The sequence below is a fragment of the Ruegeria sp. CH6 genome (assembly GCF_056537005.1).
In genome coordinates this window covers 611536-626971 of the sequence record NZ_JBQFQS010000002.1, presented here as the reverse complement: position 1 = coordinate 626971, position 15436 = coordinate 611536, and the positions used below count along the sequence as shown (strand labels likewise).

The window sequence follows — 15436 nt, the reverse complement described above, 5'->3', positions numbered from 1 at the left end:
TGCCGCGCAGATTAGCCTAGCAATGCGGCCAAGGTAAGACCCGCATATCGTCCTGTTTCAGGATGTTAGCCCAAGGTTGCAAGCGCCGGGAATGTCTCGAGCAGCCACCAGCTGAACTCGGTGAACAGGCCCGTGATCAGCATGATACCGACGAACAGCAACAGCGCGCCCATAACCTTTTCGATGGTGCCCATATAGGGCTTGATGCGGTTCATTACGGCCATGGAGCGGTTCAGGAACATCGCAGCAAGCAGGAACGGGATACCAAGCCCTGCCGCATAGACACCGAGCAAAAGCGTTCCACGGGCAACCGACGCCTCTGACGCAGCCAATGACAGGATCGCACCCAGCTGAGGTCCAATGCAGGGTGTCCAGCCAAATGCAAAGGCCAGCCCCAGAATATAGGCGCCAAAGACTGATCCGCCGGAATCTCCGGTCTCTACCCGGGCTTCTCGATCCAGTAGCGGAATGCGGAATACGTTCAGAAAGTGCAGGCCAAACACGATGACCACAGCGCCGGAAAGCTTAGCGAAAAGCACCTGATTTTGCAGGACAAATGCCCCAAACGCCGAAGCTGTGAACCCAAGCAAGAGGAATACGGTCGACAATCCAAGCACGAAAAACAACGCCGACAAAGTCGCCTTACGCCGTGCGCGCGCCTCGTCCTGCATCTCGTTGATCGTGACCCCGCTCATATACGCCAGATAAGGTGGCACAATGGGCAACACGCATGGCGACAGAAAGCTGATCAGCCCCCCGATCATCGCAATGAACATGGCGGGTAGCAGCCCCGCGTCGATGATATCAATTCCGAACATGTTTCAGCACATATGGTATCGCATCGCCAACGTCACGGGGCCAATAGGTCACATCCTCGTGGTTGCATGCTGGACACCATCCTCAAGTGGAAATATCTGACTCGCATGACAAGTGATATTGAAACACTGGATGCATTGGGCCTGCTGTGTCCGCTGCCCGTCCTGAAGGCCCGGAAACGGCTGAAATCCATGCCGGTTGGCGGCTTGCTACGCATCCTGGCGGATGACCCGGCTGCAGTGATCGACGTTCCACATTATTGCACCGAGTCTGGTAACAAGCTGATTAGTCAGGAAGATACTGGCAATCATCAGATTTACGTGATCCAAAAGAGCTGACTGATAAAACTGACGTATCAGAAAGAAAAAGGCGGGCCTGTTAGCCCGCCTTCTTTGGTTACTGACCCAGAGACCACCATCCCCGACGCTTGGGTTTGGCAGGAGCTGGTTCTTCTGGCACCGGCTCTTCTGCCACGACCTCTAAGACAGGCTCTGGCGCTTCAGGTGCGACCTGCTCAGGTTCTTCTGGCTCAGACGCTTGTTCCTCTGCCACCGCAACCTCTTCTTCGACGGTCGCTGCGGTTTCCTCTGCAGGCTCTTCCGTCGCAGCAGATGCTTCTACTTCAGTCTCTACAACTTCAGCTTCCACTTCGATCTGCTCAGAGACCGCCGTTTCGACGACCTCCGCCTCGGCCGCGATCACAACGCCTTCCTCCGCAGGTGCCTCCTCAGCGTTCTGCTCAGCTTCGGCATTCGCGACCTCTGCAGGTTCCTCGGCTTTCTCAGCGTCTGCATCTTTTTTGCGGCGGCGTGGTGCACGACGCTTCTTTGGCTTGGCAGGTTTCTCTGCCTCTGGCGCTTCTTCCGCAGGTGTAGCATCGGCTTCTACGGTATCTGCTGCGTCAGTCTTCTCTTCAGTGGCAGCATCACCACCATCGGCGTCTTCGGCCTCGGTCGGCTTGTCGCCTTCTTCTGACGCGGCCTCGGACCCTTCTCCGTTTCCACCGCCCTTCTTCCGGCGACGACGACGACGCTTGCGCTTGGGCTTGGTCTCCTCTTCAGCCTGAACTGTTTCTTCTTCTTCCTCGTCCTCCGAAGCATCCACCAGATCCATCAGCGATGCGTCTACGGATACCACGGGCGCAGTGGCCTCTGGCACTATCCGGCTGGCGGTCTTGAATTTCTCCATCGAGAAATCGGGGCTGACCAGATGGATATCGCCTTCAATGCGCACTGAAAGGCCATAGCGCCCTTCGATCTGAGCGATATGCTCGCGTTTCTGGTTCATCAGGAAGTTGGCAATGCTGACCGGGCAGCGCACAAGAACCTCGCGAGAACGGCGACGTGTGCCTTCCTCTTCGATCTGACGCAAGATCGACAGTGCCATGTTGTCGTCCGAGCGGATCAGACCGGTGCCGTGGCAGGCCGGGCAAGGCTGCGTTGTCGCCTCGATCATACCGGGGCGCAGACGCTGGCGGCTCATCTCCAGCAGACCAAAGCCCGAAATACGACCGACCTGAATACGGGCTCGATCCGTTTTCAGCTTGTCTTTAAGGCGCTTTTCGACGGCCGAGTTATTCTTGCGCTCGTCCATATCGATGAAGTCGATGACGATCAGACCTGCGAGGTCGCGCAGACGCAGCTGGCGCGCCACTTCGTCGGCGGCCTCAAGGTTGGTCTTGAGCGCGGTTTCCTCGATCGAACCTTCTTTGGTAGCCCGGCCAGAGTTCACGTCGATCGCAACCAGCGCCTCGGTCACACCGATCACAATATAGCCGCCGGATTTCAGCTGCACCGTCGGGTTGAACATTCCCGCCAGATAGCTTTCGACCTGATAGCGCGCGAACAGAGGCAGCGCATCCTCATACCGCTTCACGTTCTTGGCGTGCGACGGCATGATCATCTTCATGAAATCTTTGGCGATGCGGTAGCCGCCCTCGCCCTCGACCAGAACTTCGTCGATGTCGCGATTATAGAGATCGCGGATCGAGCGTTTAATCAGGTCACCTTCTTCATAGATCTTGGAGGGTGCGATGGATTCCAGTGTCAGCGCCCGGATTTGTTCCCAAAGACGCTGCAGGTATTCATAATCGCGCTTGATCTCAGATTTGGTACGCTTCGCCCCGGCAGTCCGGATGATCAAACCAGCACCGGTCGGCACATCGATATCCGAGGCAATGTCCTTGAGCTTTTTACGGTCGGCAGCGTTAGTGATCTTACGGCTTATACCACCACCGCGGGCAGTGTTCGGCATCAGAACGCAATAGCGACCCGCCAGCGACAGATAGGTCGTCAACGCAGCACCCTTGTTGCCACGCTCTTCTTTTACGACCTGCACCAGCAGAACCTGGCGCACCTTGATGACTTCCTGAATCTTGTAACGGCGCGGACGCGGTTTGCGCGGCGGACGAATATCTTCGCTGTCGTCTTCGTCAGCGACAGATTCAATCGTCTCGTCTTTATCCGTTGCTTCTGAACGCACTTCGACCTGATCAGCTTCCGACTCAGCGGCTTCGTCACCTTCGGATTCTTCGGCGGCAGTTTCTACCTGCTCAGCTTCAGTAGTTTCAGGCTGCTCAGATCCCTCGGCTTCTTCACCGGGTTCAGATTCACCAGCTTCTTCAGTGCTTTCGGTTTCAGCCTCAGCATTGGCTTCGACTTCTTCTTCAGCAGTCTCAGCTACCGGCTCGGCTTCTTGCTCGGCAGCATCCTCTTCCTGCTGTTCACCAGATTCGGCCTGACCTTCGGTGTCAGTGACCTCTTCGGGCTCCTCAACCGGAGTTTCCGCCACCAATTCTACGGGCGATGTGCCCTCAGGAATTGAGACATCGGCGTTTTCTTCCCCCTCATCCAGATCAATGGTTTCCATCCCGGAAGGTTCCGAGGACGGATCCATGGTTTCGACCGGATCGTCGGATTTGACACCCTCTGCCTTGGTGCGTGAACGCGAACGACGCTTTTTGGGCTTCGCCTCTTCAGCTTCGTCACGTGCCTTCATCGCTTCGGCGTAGGCGCGTTCTTCTTCCATCAGGGCTTCGCGGTCTGCGACCGGAATCTGATAGTAGTCGGGGTGAATTTCCGAAAAGGCGAGGAAACCGTGCCGGTTGCCGCCGTAATCAACAAATGCCGCCTGCAGAGACGGTTCGACCCGAGTTACCTTTGCGAGGTAGATGTTTCCTGCAAGCTGACGCTTGTTTTCGGATTCAAAGTCGAACTCCTCGACCTTGTTTCCATCGACCACCACGACGCGGGTTTCCTCCGCGTGGGTGGCATCGATAAGCATTTTCTTAGCCATGTGTCCTTGGTGCACCGCGCCAAACGCGTTGTCCTTACCCGTCCGGGCGGACAGGCGCTTTTGGGGTGGTGTCTTGTCAGGGCGATATCGGACGGCGCGCGGCAGGGTCTGGCGCTCTGGCCCCCTGCCCGTTCACTCAATCGTTGCGCGCGCGTCATCGCGGTTCTTCTCCGACAGGCGCGATCCATGCCGCAGCCCGCCCATTTATTCCTTTCGCCCGTATTCCGGGCTCAGGTGCTCCAATACCCCGTGAGGGGCACAATCGGTCTGCCTGGCCTTGTGGGAATGATCACCATCTGCGGCAAAGCAGCGAAACTCAAAGATTCGGGACTTCTGGGCGCAAAATTAGCCCGGCCCGTTCCGTCACAATAAAAGCAGTCCTGTGGAAAAGACAATGGGCAAACTGCACGATCAGCATCTGCCGATAGGCATCAAAATCAGCAAAAAGCCGTCAAAGAGCTAATTTTCAGGGGTGTTTGGCCTAAAAAATATCCGGAGAGGGTGTGCCCTCTCCGGACTTGGTGGTCAGAGATAATCGGAACGTTGCAGGCCATATTTGGCCATTTTTTCGTTCAATGTCCGGCGTGGCAGACACAGCTCTTCCATCACCGAAGCAATCGAGCCTTTGTGGCGGCGCATGGTATTATCGATCAACATCCGCTCAAACGCTTCGACGTATTCCTTGAGAGGCTTGCCTTCGGTTGTCATGACCGGCTGCATCTCTTCGTGATCCGACATCAGCAACGATGCGATGGTACCCGACCCCCGTCGAGACTGAAGAACAGCCCGTTCTGCAATATTGATCAGCTGGCGTACGTTTCCGGGCCAGGGTGCCTGCAGCAGTTGCGCAGCTTCCTGAGCGCTAACCTGAGGTGCCTCGCAGCCGTATTCCTCAGCAAACTGCTCACTGAGACGAGTGAACAGTGTCAGAATATCCTCACCGCGCTGACGCAGCGGCGGCATGGTGATCCGCAGCGCGGCCAGACGATAGAACAGGTCAGGACGCAAAACATCTTCGCTGGTTTTCCCGGCTTCCTGCAGATTCGAGATGGCAACGATCCGGGTTTCTGCCGGCGTGCCCTGCTCATTCATTACGCTCAACAGTCGAGCCTGGAGCGTATCGCTGAGCGCCTCTACATCCTCGAGCACCAGTGTACCACCGCGTGCCTCTTCGATCGCTGGTAGCTGTGCATCTTCAGGCATCATCGGGCCAAACAGCCGTTTCGACAGCGCCTCTTCTTCCAGAGCTGCACATGACACCAGAACAAATTTCTTACCCGCACGACTGCCGACAGCATGAAGCGCATGAGCGACGAGTGTCTTCCCGGTTCCGGTTTCGCCATCGATCAATACATGACCATCGGCTTGCCCCAGATCCAGAATATCTTCGCGCAGGCGCTCCATTACCGGGCTGGCGCCAATCAGCTTGTTCATGATCTGGGTGCCGCCTGACAGTTCGCGACGCAGCGCGCGGTTATCCAGTGTCAGACGTCGCGCGTTGCTGGCACGCTTCGCCAGCTCCGACATACGGTCCGGATTGAACGGTTTCTCAAGAAAATCGAAGGCACCGACGCGCATCGCCTCGACAGCCATAGGCACATCACCGTGGCCCGTGATCATGATCACAGGAAGCGTGCTGTCAGCGCCCATCAGTTTCTTCAACAGCTGAATACCGTCCATACCCGGCATCTTGATGTCAGAGATAACAATGCCTGGATACTCCGGCCCCAACACCTTGAGCGCATCTTCAGCGCTGGAAAAGGTCTCGGTGTCGTATCCCGACAATGCCAGCCATTGGCTGATCGACTGGCGCATGTCCTGTTCGTCATCAACAATGGCTATCTTCATGGCCTGTGCCATAGTACTTCCTCGTTATTCAGCGGCCTCAAGGCCGTCGCTTCCCAGTATCGGCAGTTGCATTTCGAATACCGCGCCACCGTTTTGTCCGTTGCGCGCAGTCAGCCGACCCCCATGGTCGTTCACGATCCCGGATGAGATGGCAAGACCCAGTCCAACGCCATCCCCGGGACGCTTGGTTGTATAAAACGGCTCAAACAGGTTCTCGATATCCTCGATACCGTGGCCGTTATCGCGGACCGTCAACACGGCCGTGTCGCCCGCCGCCAGAATGATCTCCACATCCGGCTCAATAACAGATTTGGTGGCGTCCAGCGCGTTGCGCAAGAGGTTCACCATCACCTGCTCGATCCGCATCCGGTCCCCCATCACTATAACAGGTTCTTCGGGCAGGATCTGAGTAATCTTCACGTGCCGCTGGCGCAGCTGCGGTTCCATCATAGACAGGCTAGAGGCCAGCGCCTCACCAAGATTTACTGGTGAAAACGCGTCTGCACCCTTGCGAGCGTAGGACTTGAGCTGGCGTGTGATTGCACCCATCCGCTCGATCAGGCCATCGATCCGACCGAAGCTGGCCAGCGCCTCTTCTGGACGATTTCGCCGCAGCAAAAGGCGCGCACCGGCGAGGTAGGTTTTCATCGCAGCGAGCGGCTGGTTCAACTCGTGACTGACGGCTGCAGACATCTCACCCAAGGCGGCAAGTTTGGAACTCTGGGCCAGGGTTTGCTCGGCCACTTCCAGCGTCTTTTCAACCCGTTCGCGTTCAGCAATTTCCCGCTGCAGCCTTGTATTCAATGCGCGAAGCTCCGCCGACTCACGCTGAAACAAAGCGGCGCGCAAAGCGGTGCGTCGGCTAAGTGCATAAAACGCCAGCGCCAGAAGAATCGCGAAGCCCATGATTTCGAGGGCCAGCACACTATTCACCTTCTCGCGGATCGACGAATAGGTGGTGAAAGACGTCATCTGCCAGCCTCGGAAAGGAATACGGGTTTCCATCCGCATCACAGCCTCGCCCTGCAAATAAGCATCGGGTGGCAGAGCCGTCCAATCAGTCGTTGCACGAATGGCGCGCTGAATAGCCCCCTGAGGCGGCTGGCGCAGCATTGCAGCGCTTTCATTAAGGCCACGCCATTGCGGTTCGGTCGACAAAATGATTGTGCCTGTACTGTCCGTCACCATCACGGCGTCAGAAATCCCCGCCCAGGCGCGCTCGAACTTCTGCAGATCGACCTCAACAACGATTACGCCCAGGATTTCAGAGCCAGCCTCAAGTCGCCGGGAGTAGACAAAACTATAGCCGCCAGATTCACGCGGGATCACCGAAAATATCGTCGAGTTTGCGCGAATAGCATCGATAAAATAGGCGGCGCTACGATGCGCCTCGCCCAACCGGTTCCGGTCGGTTGCAGCGACGGTGCGGCCGTCGCTATCCAGCAGCATGAGTGAAGCCGCACCAATCTCTTCAACAAAAGAAATCAGGCGTTGTGTAGATAAAGAGAAATCGCTGGATTGTAGTGCAGCGATGAGCGTCGGGTCGCGCGCAAGCAATTGCGGCACGATGGCATTTCTGCGTAGTTCGCTCAGAAGGTTACCAGAATATAGCGCTAGGCGCAGTTCGGCACGGTTTCGTGTCGATTCAGTAAACCGGTTCGTCAGCAGGCTGTTGGTTATCCATACCGTGGCAACCGTCGCAATCAGCAGTACAATAATCGCCAATCGCAATCGCCAGCCCAGCGGCGCACCGCGGAACCGGCTCATGAAATTTGCCCAGCCTGATTGTACTTCGGAACTCATCCCCCGAAGCTAAGCCCCAGTGGCCACGACCTCAAGTCACGCAGGTGTCAAAACACCTGACAATGCGCGGAAGAGCGCCGTTCCATCGGTGCCACCATGGCCTTCATCCGCCGCCCGTTCCGGATGCGGCATCATCCCAAGCACGCGTCGGTTGTGCGACAGGATGCCGGCGATATCGCCGCGGGAACCATTTGGGTTCTCGGTGTAGGTGAACGCGATGCGATCTTCATCACGAAGTCTTGCCAAAGTCTCGTCATCGGCAAAGTAGTTGCCATCGTGGTGCGCAATCGGAATCCCGATGACGTCACCAGCATTGTAGCCTTCAGTGAATGCGCTGTCGCTTGTTTCCACCTTCAGTCCAACGGTGCGGCAGATGTATTTTAGTCCCGCGTTACGCAGAAGCGCACCCGGCAGGATGCCGGTTTCCGTCAGGATCTGAAAACCATTGCAAACACCAAGGGCATATCCGCCACGTTCGGTGTGTTCGACAACTGCTTTGCAGATCGGCGACTGCGCTGCAATCGCACCACAACGCAGATAATCACCATAAGAAAAGCCACCCGGTACGCCGACGATGTCGATGCCTTCTGGCAGTTTGGCGTCCTTGTGCCAGACCATATCGACCTGAAAGCCCGCCTGCTCAAAGGCGACCGCAAGATCTCGGTCACAGTTGGAACCGGGGAAAACGACGACGGCTGCGCGCATGACAAGCACTCCTTGGTCACAAATCAGTGGTTTGGTCGCGTCACGACCGGAAAAAGTCAGACCAGTTCGATCTCGTAGCGTTCGATGACCGTGTTGGCCAACAGCTTCTCGCACATCTCGGTCACGTCCGCTTCGGTCGCGCCTTCGGCCAGTTCCAGGTCGATCACCTTGCCCTGACGCACGCCTTCGACCTTGTCGAAACCCATGGCGCCCAATGCGTGACGAACCGCCTCGCCCTGCGGGTCCAGCACCCCGTTCTTGAGCATCACATGCACCCGTGCCTTCATTTTCGCAACTCCACCTGCGGCCCGCGCCCCGGGGCCAATTCCGTTGCGCGGGGAGATACCCTGCTTATGGTATTTGGACAACCCTCGATAAGACGGACGGATTACCGCAGCCAAGGCAACCCGTCAGTTGATCAGCCGTCAGCGCCTGAGGTCAGACCCGGGTAATGCGCATCGATGGCGTTGAAAGTGCCTGTCAGAACCATCTCGACCGCTACTGCGACCAGTAGAATCGCCATGATCCGGGTCAGCACATTGATCATGGTTTCCCCAAGCAACCGGGAAATCTGGTCCGCAAACAGCAATCCCAGTCCAACAATTGCGCAAGCTATCAGCACGGCAGAGCCCAGAGTTACCATTTCAGCACCATCCGAAAGCTGATGTGAGAAAACGATGGTGATGGCAATGGTTCCCGGACCGATGGTCAGAGGTATCGCCAGCGGAACCACGGCAAAATTGAGTTTCCGCTCCTGCCCTTCGGCGAGTGCGGCCTGATCACCTGCGGGACGGTCTTCGGCATTTAACATCGACATACCAATCCCGAAGATGATGATCCCTCCGGCGATGCGGAAAGAGGGAACATCAATCCCGAAAATCGCCAAAACCTCTTCTCCAATCCCCACGGCAATCAAAGCGATCAAAGTGACCGAAATCATCACGATCAGAGCCACCCTGCGCCGCTCGGGCTTGGTACACTGACTCGTCATGCTCAGGAAAATCGGAATATTATAGAGCGGATTGAATATAGCCAGAACAGCCGCGAGAAACTTCAAGAACACAGCGTGGTCGAACAGTTCGCTCATACCGAGTGTCACCTTGTTAGTAAGCCGGATTAGTTGTCAGATCTAAACATGCTGCATGACAGTCAAATCTGTCAAATACTTATACAGAATACGAAAAGTGCCGCCTGATAAGTGGCGGCACTTGGATCATTGCAAGTTTGCGCTTGCGGATCAGTTGATCAGCGTAGGTTTCGCGACATTGCTTTTGGGCAAAACGCCCAAACGACGCGCCACCTCGGAATAGGCATCCGTCAGATTGCCCAGATCGCGGCGGAAGACGTCCTTGTCCAGCTTCTGACCGGTTTCAATGTCCCACAAACGGCAACTGTCGGGGCTGATTTCATCGGCAATGATCAAACGCTGGAAATCGCCTTCATATACGCGACCGATCTCGATCTTGAAATCGACCAGACGAATGCCGACAGCCAACATCATACCACTCATGAAGTCATTCACGCGGAGTGCGAGGCTCAGGATGTCGTCCATATCCTGCTGGCTGGCCCAGCCAAAGGCAGCAATGTGCTCTTCGGTAACCAGCGGATCACCGAGCGCGTCGTCCTTATAGCAATATTCGACAATCGGCCGCGGCAATTGCGTGCCTTCGGCGATACCCAGACGTTTGGACATCGAACCAGCGGCGTAATTGCGTACAATTACTTCCAACGGCACGATTTCGCAGCTGCGAACCAATTGCTCGCGCATGTTCAGGCGACGAATGAAATGGGTCGGCACGCCGATCTGGCTCAGACCAGTCATGAAGAACTCGCTCAGACGATTGTTCAGAACGCCTTTGCCGTCGATGACGTCTTTCTTTTCGGCGTTGAACGCAGTGGCATCGTCCTTGAAATACTGCACAATTGTGCCCGGCTCGGGGCCTTCATACAGAATCTTGGCCTTGCCTTCGTAGATCTTTTTGCGACGCGCCATAAGCGAACCTTCCAGTCTGGGGTGTGGGAATGAGTCCCTCTCCTTTGGCGCCCTCATAGTCCAAGCCCCACTTTCTCGCAAGTTCGCAGGCCCGAGGGGCTTTGACGCAGCGCAAATCTCTTGCACCCGGCCTCACGTATAGTCATATCATCAGGAAAGAAATCGTTATCCAAGGGGTCCCTAACCAATGACCACGTTCGACGAACGCGAAAATGCCTTTGAAGCCAAGTTTGCTCATGATGAAGAGATGCAGTTCAAGGCGCAGGCCCGCTGCAACAAACTGCTCGGCCTTTGGGCTGCAGGAAAGTTGGGCAAATCCGGCGCGGACGCCGAAGAATATGCAAAAACCGTAGTGTTGTCCGATTTCGAAGAAGCCGGACACGAGGATGTTGTGCGCAAGGTGGCTGGTGATCTGGGTAGCTTGGCATCGGATGATGAGATCCGTGCGAAGATGGCTGAACTTCTGCCTGAAGCAAAATCGCAGGTTCTCAGCGAAGTTGACTAAGGCATTGCTGCCTTCCTCATGATCTTCATGAGTTTTATGAATTTGATTTGACGCCCCGGTCGTGAGACATGGGGCGTCTCTAAATTTGATCGGCCATGGCGCCCTCTTTTTCGGAATACTCCAATGACAAACGCGCTGAGCAAACTTCTGGAATCCACAGATGCCATCCTCGCGGATGGGGCCACTGGGACCAACCTTTTCAATATGGGTCTTCAATCAGGCGATGCACCTGAGCTCTGGAATGTGGACGCTCCGGATAAAATCCGCGCGCTCTATCAGGGTTCGGTTGATGCGGGCAGCGACCTGTTTCTGACCAATACCTTTGGTGGCACCTCGGCACGACTGAAGCTGCATGATGCGCAAAACCGAGTTGCGGAACTCAACCACGCCGGAGCCGAACTCGGCCGTGAGGTTGCAGACAAGGCCGGACGCACGATTATCGTCGCAGGATCAGTTGGCCCGACCGGTGAAATCATGGAACCTGTCGGCAGCTTGTCGCACAGCGAGGCCGTCGAGATGTTCCATGAACAGGCCGAAGCGCTCAAAGCCGGTGGCGTTGATGTTCTTTGGGTCGAAACCATCAGTGCACCTGAGGAATTCCGCGCCGCAGCCGAAGCATTCGCACTGGTCGATATGCCTTGGTGTGGCACCATGAGCTTTGACACTGCGGGACGCACAATGATGGGTGTGACCTCTGCAGATCTGGCACAACTGGTCGAAACCCTGCCCAACCCACCGATCGCCTTTGGTGCAAACTGCGGCACCGGTGCGTCTGACATTCTGCGAACGGTTCTGGGCTTTGGCGCTCAGGGAACTGAACGTCCTATCATTTCGAAGGGTAATGCGGGCATTCCCAAGTATGTGGATGGGCATATCCACTATGATGGCACGCCAGAGCTTATGGGTGACTATGCCGCTATGGCCCGTGATGCAGGTGCGACAATCATCGGTGGTTGCTGTGGCACCATGCCAACCCACCTGCGCAAGATGCGTGAAGCACTCGATACCCGCCCACGTAGTGAACGCCCGACCCTGGATCAGATCACGGATGCGCTTGGGCCGTTCTCGTCGGCATCAGACGGTACCGGCGACGATGCGGCGGCGCCAGAGCGCCGCACACGTAAACGCCGTCGCGCTTAAAATTTACTGGATTAACGCCCCTCGAATTTCGCGGGGCGTTTTTCCAAGAACGCAACAACACCTTCCGCAAAATCACGTGTCCGGCCGCAATCGCCCTGCAAATGCGCCTCGGTCGCCAATTGCTGCGGCAGCGTTTTGTCGTATGTGCCACGGATCGCCTGTTTGATCGCACCAAACCCAGCGGTTGGTCCATTGGCCAAGTACTCTGCGCGCTTGCGCCAATGGGTGGCGAAATCTGCGTCAGCAACCGCTTCCCAGATCAAACCCCAGTCATCCGCCTGCCGTGCGCTGATCTTTTCCGCAAACAATGCAGCCCCCATCGCCTTGGCAAAACCCATCTGGCGCGGCATGAACCATGTACCACCGGCATCAGGCAAAAGGCCAATGCGGGCGAAGGCCTGAAGGAAATATGCACTCTCAGTCGCAATCACGACATCGGCACATAATGCAAGGTTGGCCCCTGCCCCTGCTGCCGGACCATTCACCGCTGCAATGGTGGGAACAGGGCAATCGTACACGGCTTCGAGCATGGGCTCGTACTCGTCACGCAAGGCACGCTCAAGATCGATCTTCCCGGTGCTGGATGCGTCACCCAGATCCTGCCCCGAACAGAACGCGGGCCCTGCGCCGGTTAGCACAATTGCACGTGCATGCCGTGCTGCATGTTTCATCGCATGCGTAATCTCGGCGCGCATCTGAGTTGTCAGTGCATTCATCTTGTCGGGCCGATTCAATGTCAGCACCGCCAATCCATCAGTGATATCCAGAAGGATCGCTTCGTATTCCATAAAAAACCTCATCTGCGCAGAGCTTTGTCAGACCCTGACGCAGTTACCATGGAAGGGAAAGTGGAACCACGCGTCAGTCTTCGAGAATTTGGCGCAGGCGCTCTTTTTCGTCATCGCTCAATGCGTCGACGTTCCCGGAAACCTGTTTGGCTGAGCGCGAGCGCAGAAAGCTCCACCCTACAACAGCAGCAATCAACAGCATGATCGGTCCGGCCAACCATAACAGAAGGTTGGAGCCAGACGTTGTGGGTTTCAGCAGGACATACTCACCATAGCGATCGACGATGAATTCGATCGTCTCTTCATCCGTATCGCCTGCGACCAGACGTTCCCGAACAAGCAAACGAAGATCGCGCGCTAGATCGGCATTGCTTTCATCGATACTTTCGTTTCGGCAAACAAGACAGCGCAGTCCTGTGCTCAGGTCGCGCGCACGCTCCTCCAGTACGGGGTCGTCAAGTACTTCGTCGGGCTGAACCGCCAGCAGTGGCGTAGCGGCAATCATCAATATCAGGACAAGACGTTTCATTCCGCCGGTACTCCTGAAGCAGTTGACTTACGAGCCCCCGCCGCAACCCTGAACCTGCGGTCAGACAGGCTGAGCACGCCGCCGAGGGCCATCAGAATACATCCACCCCAGATCCAGTTCGCCAGTGGTTTGATGTAGGTACGTACAACCCAACCGCCATCAGCCTGCTGATCACCGATCACGACATAGAGATCTCGCAGGAACCGGTAGTCAATTGCAGCCTCGGTCGTGGGCATCCGTGCCACCGGGTAGTCCCGCTTTTCAGGATGCAATGTGGCGATCGGGCGACCATCTTTTTCTGCAACGATGTCGGCCATGGTCGAAAAGTAATTTGGTCCCTGAACGCGTTTTACGTCCTGCAGGGTCAAAGTGTATTGCCCTACCTCAAACGGTTGTCCCGGTTGGACGACGCGAATGTCCTCTACTTCCCATGCAGACAGACCAGCGATTGCGAACATGGTGACACCCAGTCCGGTATGTGCCACGGCCTTGCCCCAGTCAGCACCTGGCAGGCGCAGCAAGCGCTTGAAACTGCCATTGCGGCCCGTGCGGCTCCACAGATCAACAATGGCGCCAAAGGTAATCCACGCCCCAAGGAACAACCCAATCGGACCCATAGCGCTGCGCCCTGTCTGCATAACCCAAACCAGCAGCGCCAGCGCAACAGCCAGAATGAACGCATATCGCAGCGACCAGGCAGCACGTCCCAGTTTTCCACGCTTCCAAGGCAGGATCGCGCCAATCGGCAAGGCAATCCCCAATACAATCATGAACGGTGTAAATGCCGAATTGAAGAACGGTGCACCAACCGACAATTTCCGGTCAAAAGCCATCTCGGCAACCATCGGCCACATCGTACCGACGAACACGACAAAACAGCTTACAGCCAGCAGGATATTGTTCAAAATCAGTGCGCTTTCCCGGCTGACCATGCCAAACACACCTTTGGCCTCCATCGCCTGAGCGCGAGCTGCAAACAGGGTCAGCGCGCCACCGATGAAGATCACCAGAATGAACAGAATGAACACACCCCGTTCAGGATCGTTCGCGAACGCATGTACCGAAGTCAGCAAACCGGATCGGACAATGAACGTTCCGATCAGCGAAAAACCGAACGCAATGATCGCCAGCAGGATGGTCCAGCTTTTCAGAGCTTCCCTCTTTTCAACCACGATCGCCGAATGCAAAAGCGCCGCCGCCAGCAACCATGGCATGAAAGAGGCGTTCTCAACCGGATCCCAGAACCAGAAACCGCCCCAACCCAGCTCGTAGTAGGCCCACCACGACCCCAATGCGATACCGATGGTCAGGAATATCCAGGCAGCAAGCGTCCAAGGGCGTACCCAACGCCCCCACGCAGCATCAATGCGGCCCTCAATCAACGCAGCAACTGCAAAGCTGAACGCCATACTCAAGCCAACGTAACCCAGATAGAGGAATGGCGGATGAAAGGCCAAACCCGGATCCTGCAACAGAGGGTTCAGATCTCGCCCGTCAAAGGGCGCTATTACCAGTCGGTCGAACGGGTTCGACGTAAACAGGATAAACGCGAAAAACGCCACTCCGATCGCAGCCTGAACCGACAGAACACGTGCCTTCAAGGTTGGCGGCAATCCCCCTCCAAATATAGCGGCCATGGCGCCAAACAGCGCGACGATCAATACCCACAGCAGCATGGAGCCCTCGTGGTTCCCCCATGTGCCGCTGATCTTGTACAGCATCGGCTTTGCCGAATGGCTGTTTTCGACGACGATACGTAGCGAGAAGTCGGATGTGACGAACGCCCAGACCAGTGCGCCGAAAGCAAAGGCTGTCAGGATGAACTGAGATATTGCCGCAGGTTCAGCAAATACCATCCAGCCAGTCCAACGTTTTGCCGCCCCGATCAGGGGGACTACGCTTTGGACGATGGCTACAAAAAAGGCTAGGATCAGTGCGAAGTGGCCGAGCTCTGTAATCATGGCCAAGGGTATAATCCTGTCTCCGGGCAAGCGCCAATCACTTTCGCCCGGAAA

Annotated in this window: 14 protein-coding genes; 3 read left to right on the top strand and 11 right to left on the bottom strand. The window is 56.3% G+C overall.

Translation table 11 applies throughout. The features are described from left to right. Nucleotides 1–65: 65 nt before the first annotated feature. Nucleotides 66–818, bottom strand: coding sequence for a cytochrome c biogenesis CcdA family protein (locus ACR0CW_RS07390; RefSeq protein ID WP_155146987.1), 753 nt, complete (start codon nucleotides 816–818; stop codon nucleotides 66–68). Nucleotides 819–923: 105 nt separating this feature from the next. Here ACR0CW_RS07390 and ACR0CW_RS07385 point away from each other — a divergent pair, with 105 nt between their 5' ends. Further along, entirely contained in the window at nucleotides 924–1154 is a 231-nt protein-coding gene (locus tag ACR0CW_RS07385; RefSeq protein ID WP_155147226.1) for a sulfurtransferase TusA family protein, read from the top strand. Between the two features lie 58 nt (nucleotides 1155–1212). On the opposite strand, the gene ACR0CW_RS07380 is transcribed toward ACR0CW_RS07385, so the two are convergent. The 7 genes from ACR0CW_RS07380 to purC form a co-directional block, all read right to left on the bottom strand. Further along, nucleotides 1213–4110 (bottom strand): Rne/Rng family ribonuclease, encoded by a 2898-nt coding sequence (locus tag ACR0CW_RS07380; protein WP_480787308.1) that lies wholly within the window; start codon nucleotides 4108–4110, stop codon nucleotides 1213–1215. A gap of 525 nt (nucleotides 4111–4635) precedes the next feature. Beyond that, complete coding sequence (locus ACR0CW_RS07375) at nucleotides 4636–5970, bottom strand: sigma-54-dependent transcriptional regulator (protein WP_480787307.1); 1335 nt, start codon at nucleotides 5968–5970, stop codon at nucleotides 4636–4638. 12 nt (nucleotides 5971–5982) lie between these two features. Continuing rightward, nucleotides 5983–7761 carry a sensor histidine kinase gene (locus ACR0CW_RS07370; protein WP_480787306.1) on the bottom strand — a complete coding sequence of 593 codons (1779 nt, stop codon included), beginning with the start codon at nucleotides 7759–7761 and terminating at the stop codon, nucleotides 5983–5985. Between the two features lie 36 nt (nucleotides 7762–7797). Further along, a complete protein-coding gene (purQ, locus tag ACR0CW_RS07365; RefSeq protein WP_480740632.1) occupies nucleotides 7798–8466 on the bottom strand; it encodes a phosphoribosylformylglycinamidine synthase subunit PurQ in 669 nt (222 codons plus the stop codon). Between the two features lie 56 nt (nucleotides 8467–8522). Continuing rightward, on the bottom strand, nucleotides 8523–8753 hold the full coding sequence (gene purS, locus ACR0CW_RS07360; RefSeq protein ID WP_170430345.1) for a phosphoribosylformylglycinamidine synthase subunit PurS: 231 nt from the start codon (nucleotides 8751–8753) through the stop codon (nucleotides 8523–8525). 131 nt (nucleotides 8754–8884) lie between these two features. After that, a complete protein-coding gene (locus tag ACR0CW_RS07355) occupies nucleotides 8885–9553 on the bottom strand; it encodes a MarC family protein (protein ID WP_155146996.1) in 669 nt (222 codons plus the stop codon). A 150-nt stretch (nucleotides 9554–9703) separates the two neighbouring features. After that, nucleotides 9704–10459: a phosphoribosylaminoimidazolesuccinocarboxamide synthase gene (gene purC, locus ACR0CW_RS07350; protein WP_155146998.1), complete on the bottom strand. Its 756-nt coding sequence runs from the start codon at nucleotides 10457–10459 to the stop codon at nucleotides 9704–9706. Nucleotides 10460–10646: 187 nt separating this feature from the next. Between purC and ACR0CW_RS07345 the strand changes: the two genes are divergently transcribed. Both ACR0CW_RS07345 and bmt read left to right on the top strand, forming a co-directional pair. Continuing rightward, nucleotides 10647–10964, top strand: a complete 318-nt coding sequence (locus ACR0CW_RS07345) for a DUF1476 domain-containing protein (protein ID WP_155147000.1) — start codon at nucleotides 10647–10649, stop codon at nucleotides 10962–10964. A 123-nt stretch (nucleotides 10965–11087) separates the two neighbouring features. Next, nucleotides 11088–12104: a betaine--homocysteine S-methyltransferase gene (gene bmt, locus ACR0CW_RS07340; RefSeq protein WP_480787305.1), complete on the top strand. Its 1017-nt coding sequence runs from the start codon at nucleotides 11088–11090 to the stop codon at nucleotides 12102–12104. Between the two features lie 11 nt (nucleotides 12105–12115). Here the strand turns inward: bmt and ACR0CW_RS07335 are convergent, their stop codons facing one another. The 3 genes from ACR0CW_RS07335 to ACR0CW_RS07325 form a co-directional block, all read right to left on the bottom strand. Continuing rightward, nucleotides 12116–12892 carry an enoyl-CoA hydratase-related protein gene (locus tag ACR0CW_RS07335; RefSeq protein WP_155147004.1) on the bottom strand — a complete coding sequence of 259 codons (777 nt, stop codon included), beginning with the start codon at nucleotides 12890–12892 and terminating at the stop codon, nucleotides 12116–12118. 73 nt (nucleotides 12893–12965) lie between these two features. Beyond that, entirely contained in the window at nucleotides 12966–13421 is a 456-nt protein-coding gene (locus ACR0CW_RS07330) for a cytochrome c-type biogenesis protein (RefSeq protein WP_480787304.1), read from the bottom strand. Next, the gene (locus ACR0CW_RS07325; RefSeq protein ID WP_480787303.1) at nucleotides 13418–15382 is read right to left on the bottom strand and encodes a heme lyase CcmF/NrfE family subunit; all 1965 of its coding nucleotides are present in this window, start codon (nucleotides 15380–15382) and stop codon (nucleotides 13418–13420) included. Before ACR0CW_RS07325 ends, ACR0CW_RS07330 begins: the two co-directional genes overlap by 4 nt. Nucleotides 15383–15436: the final 54 nt, after the last annotated feature.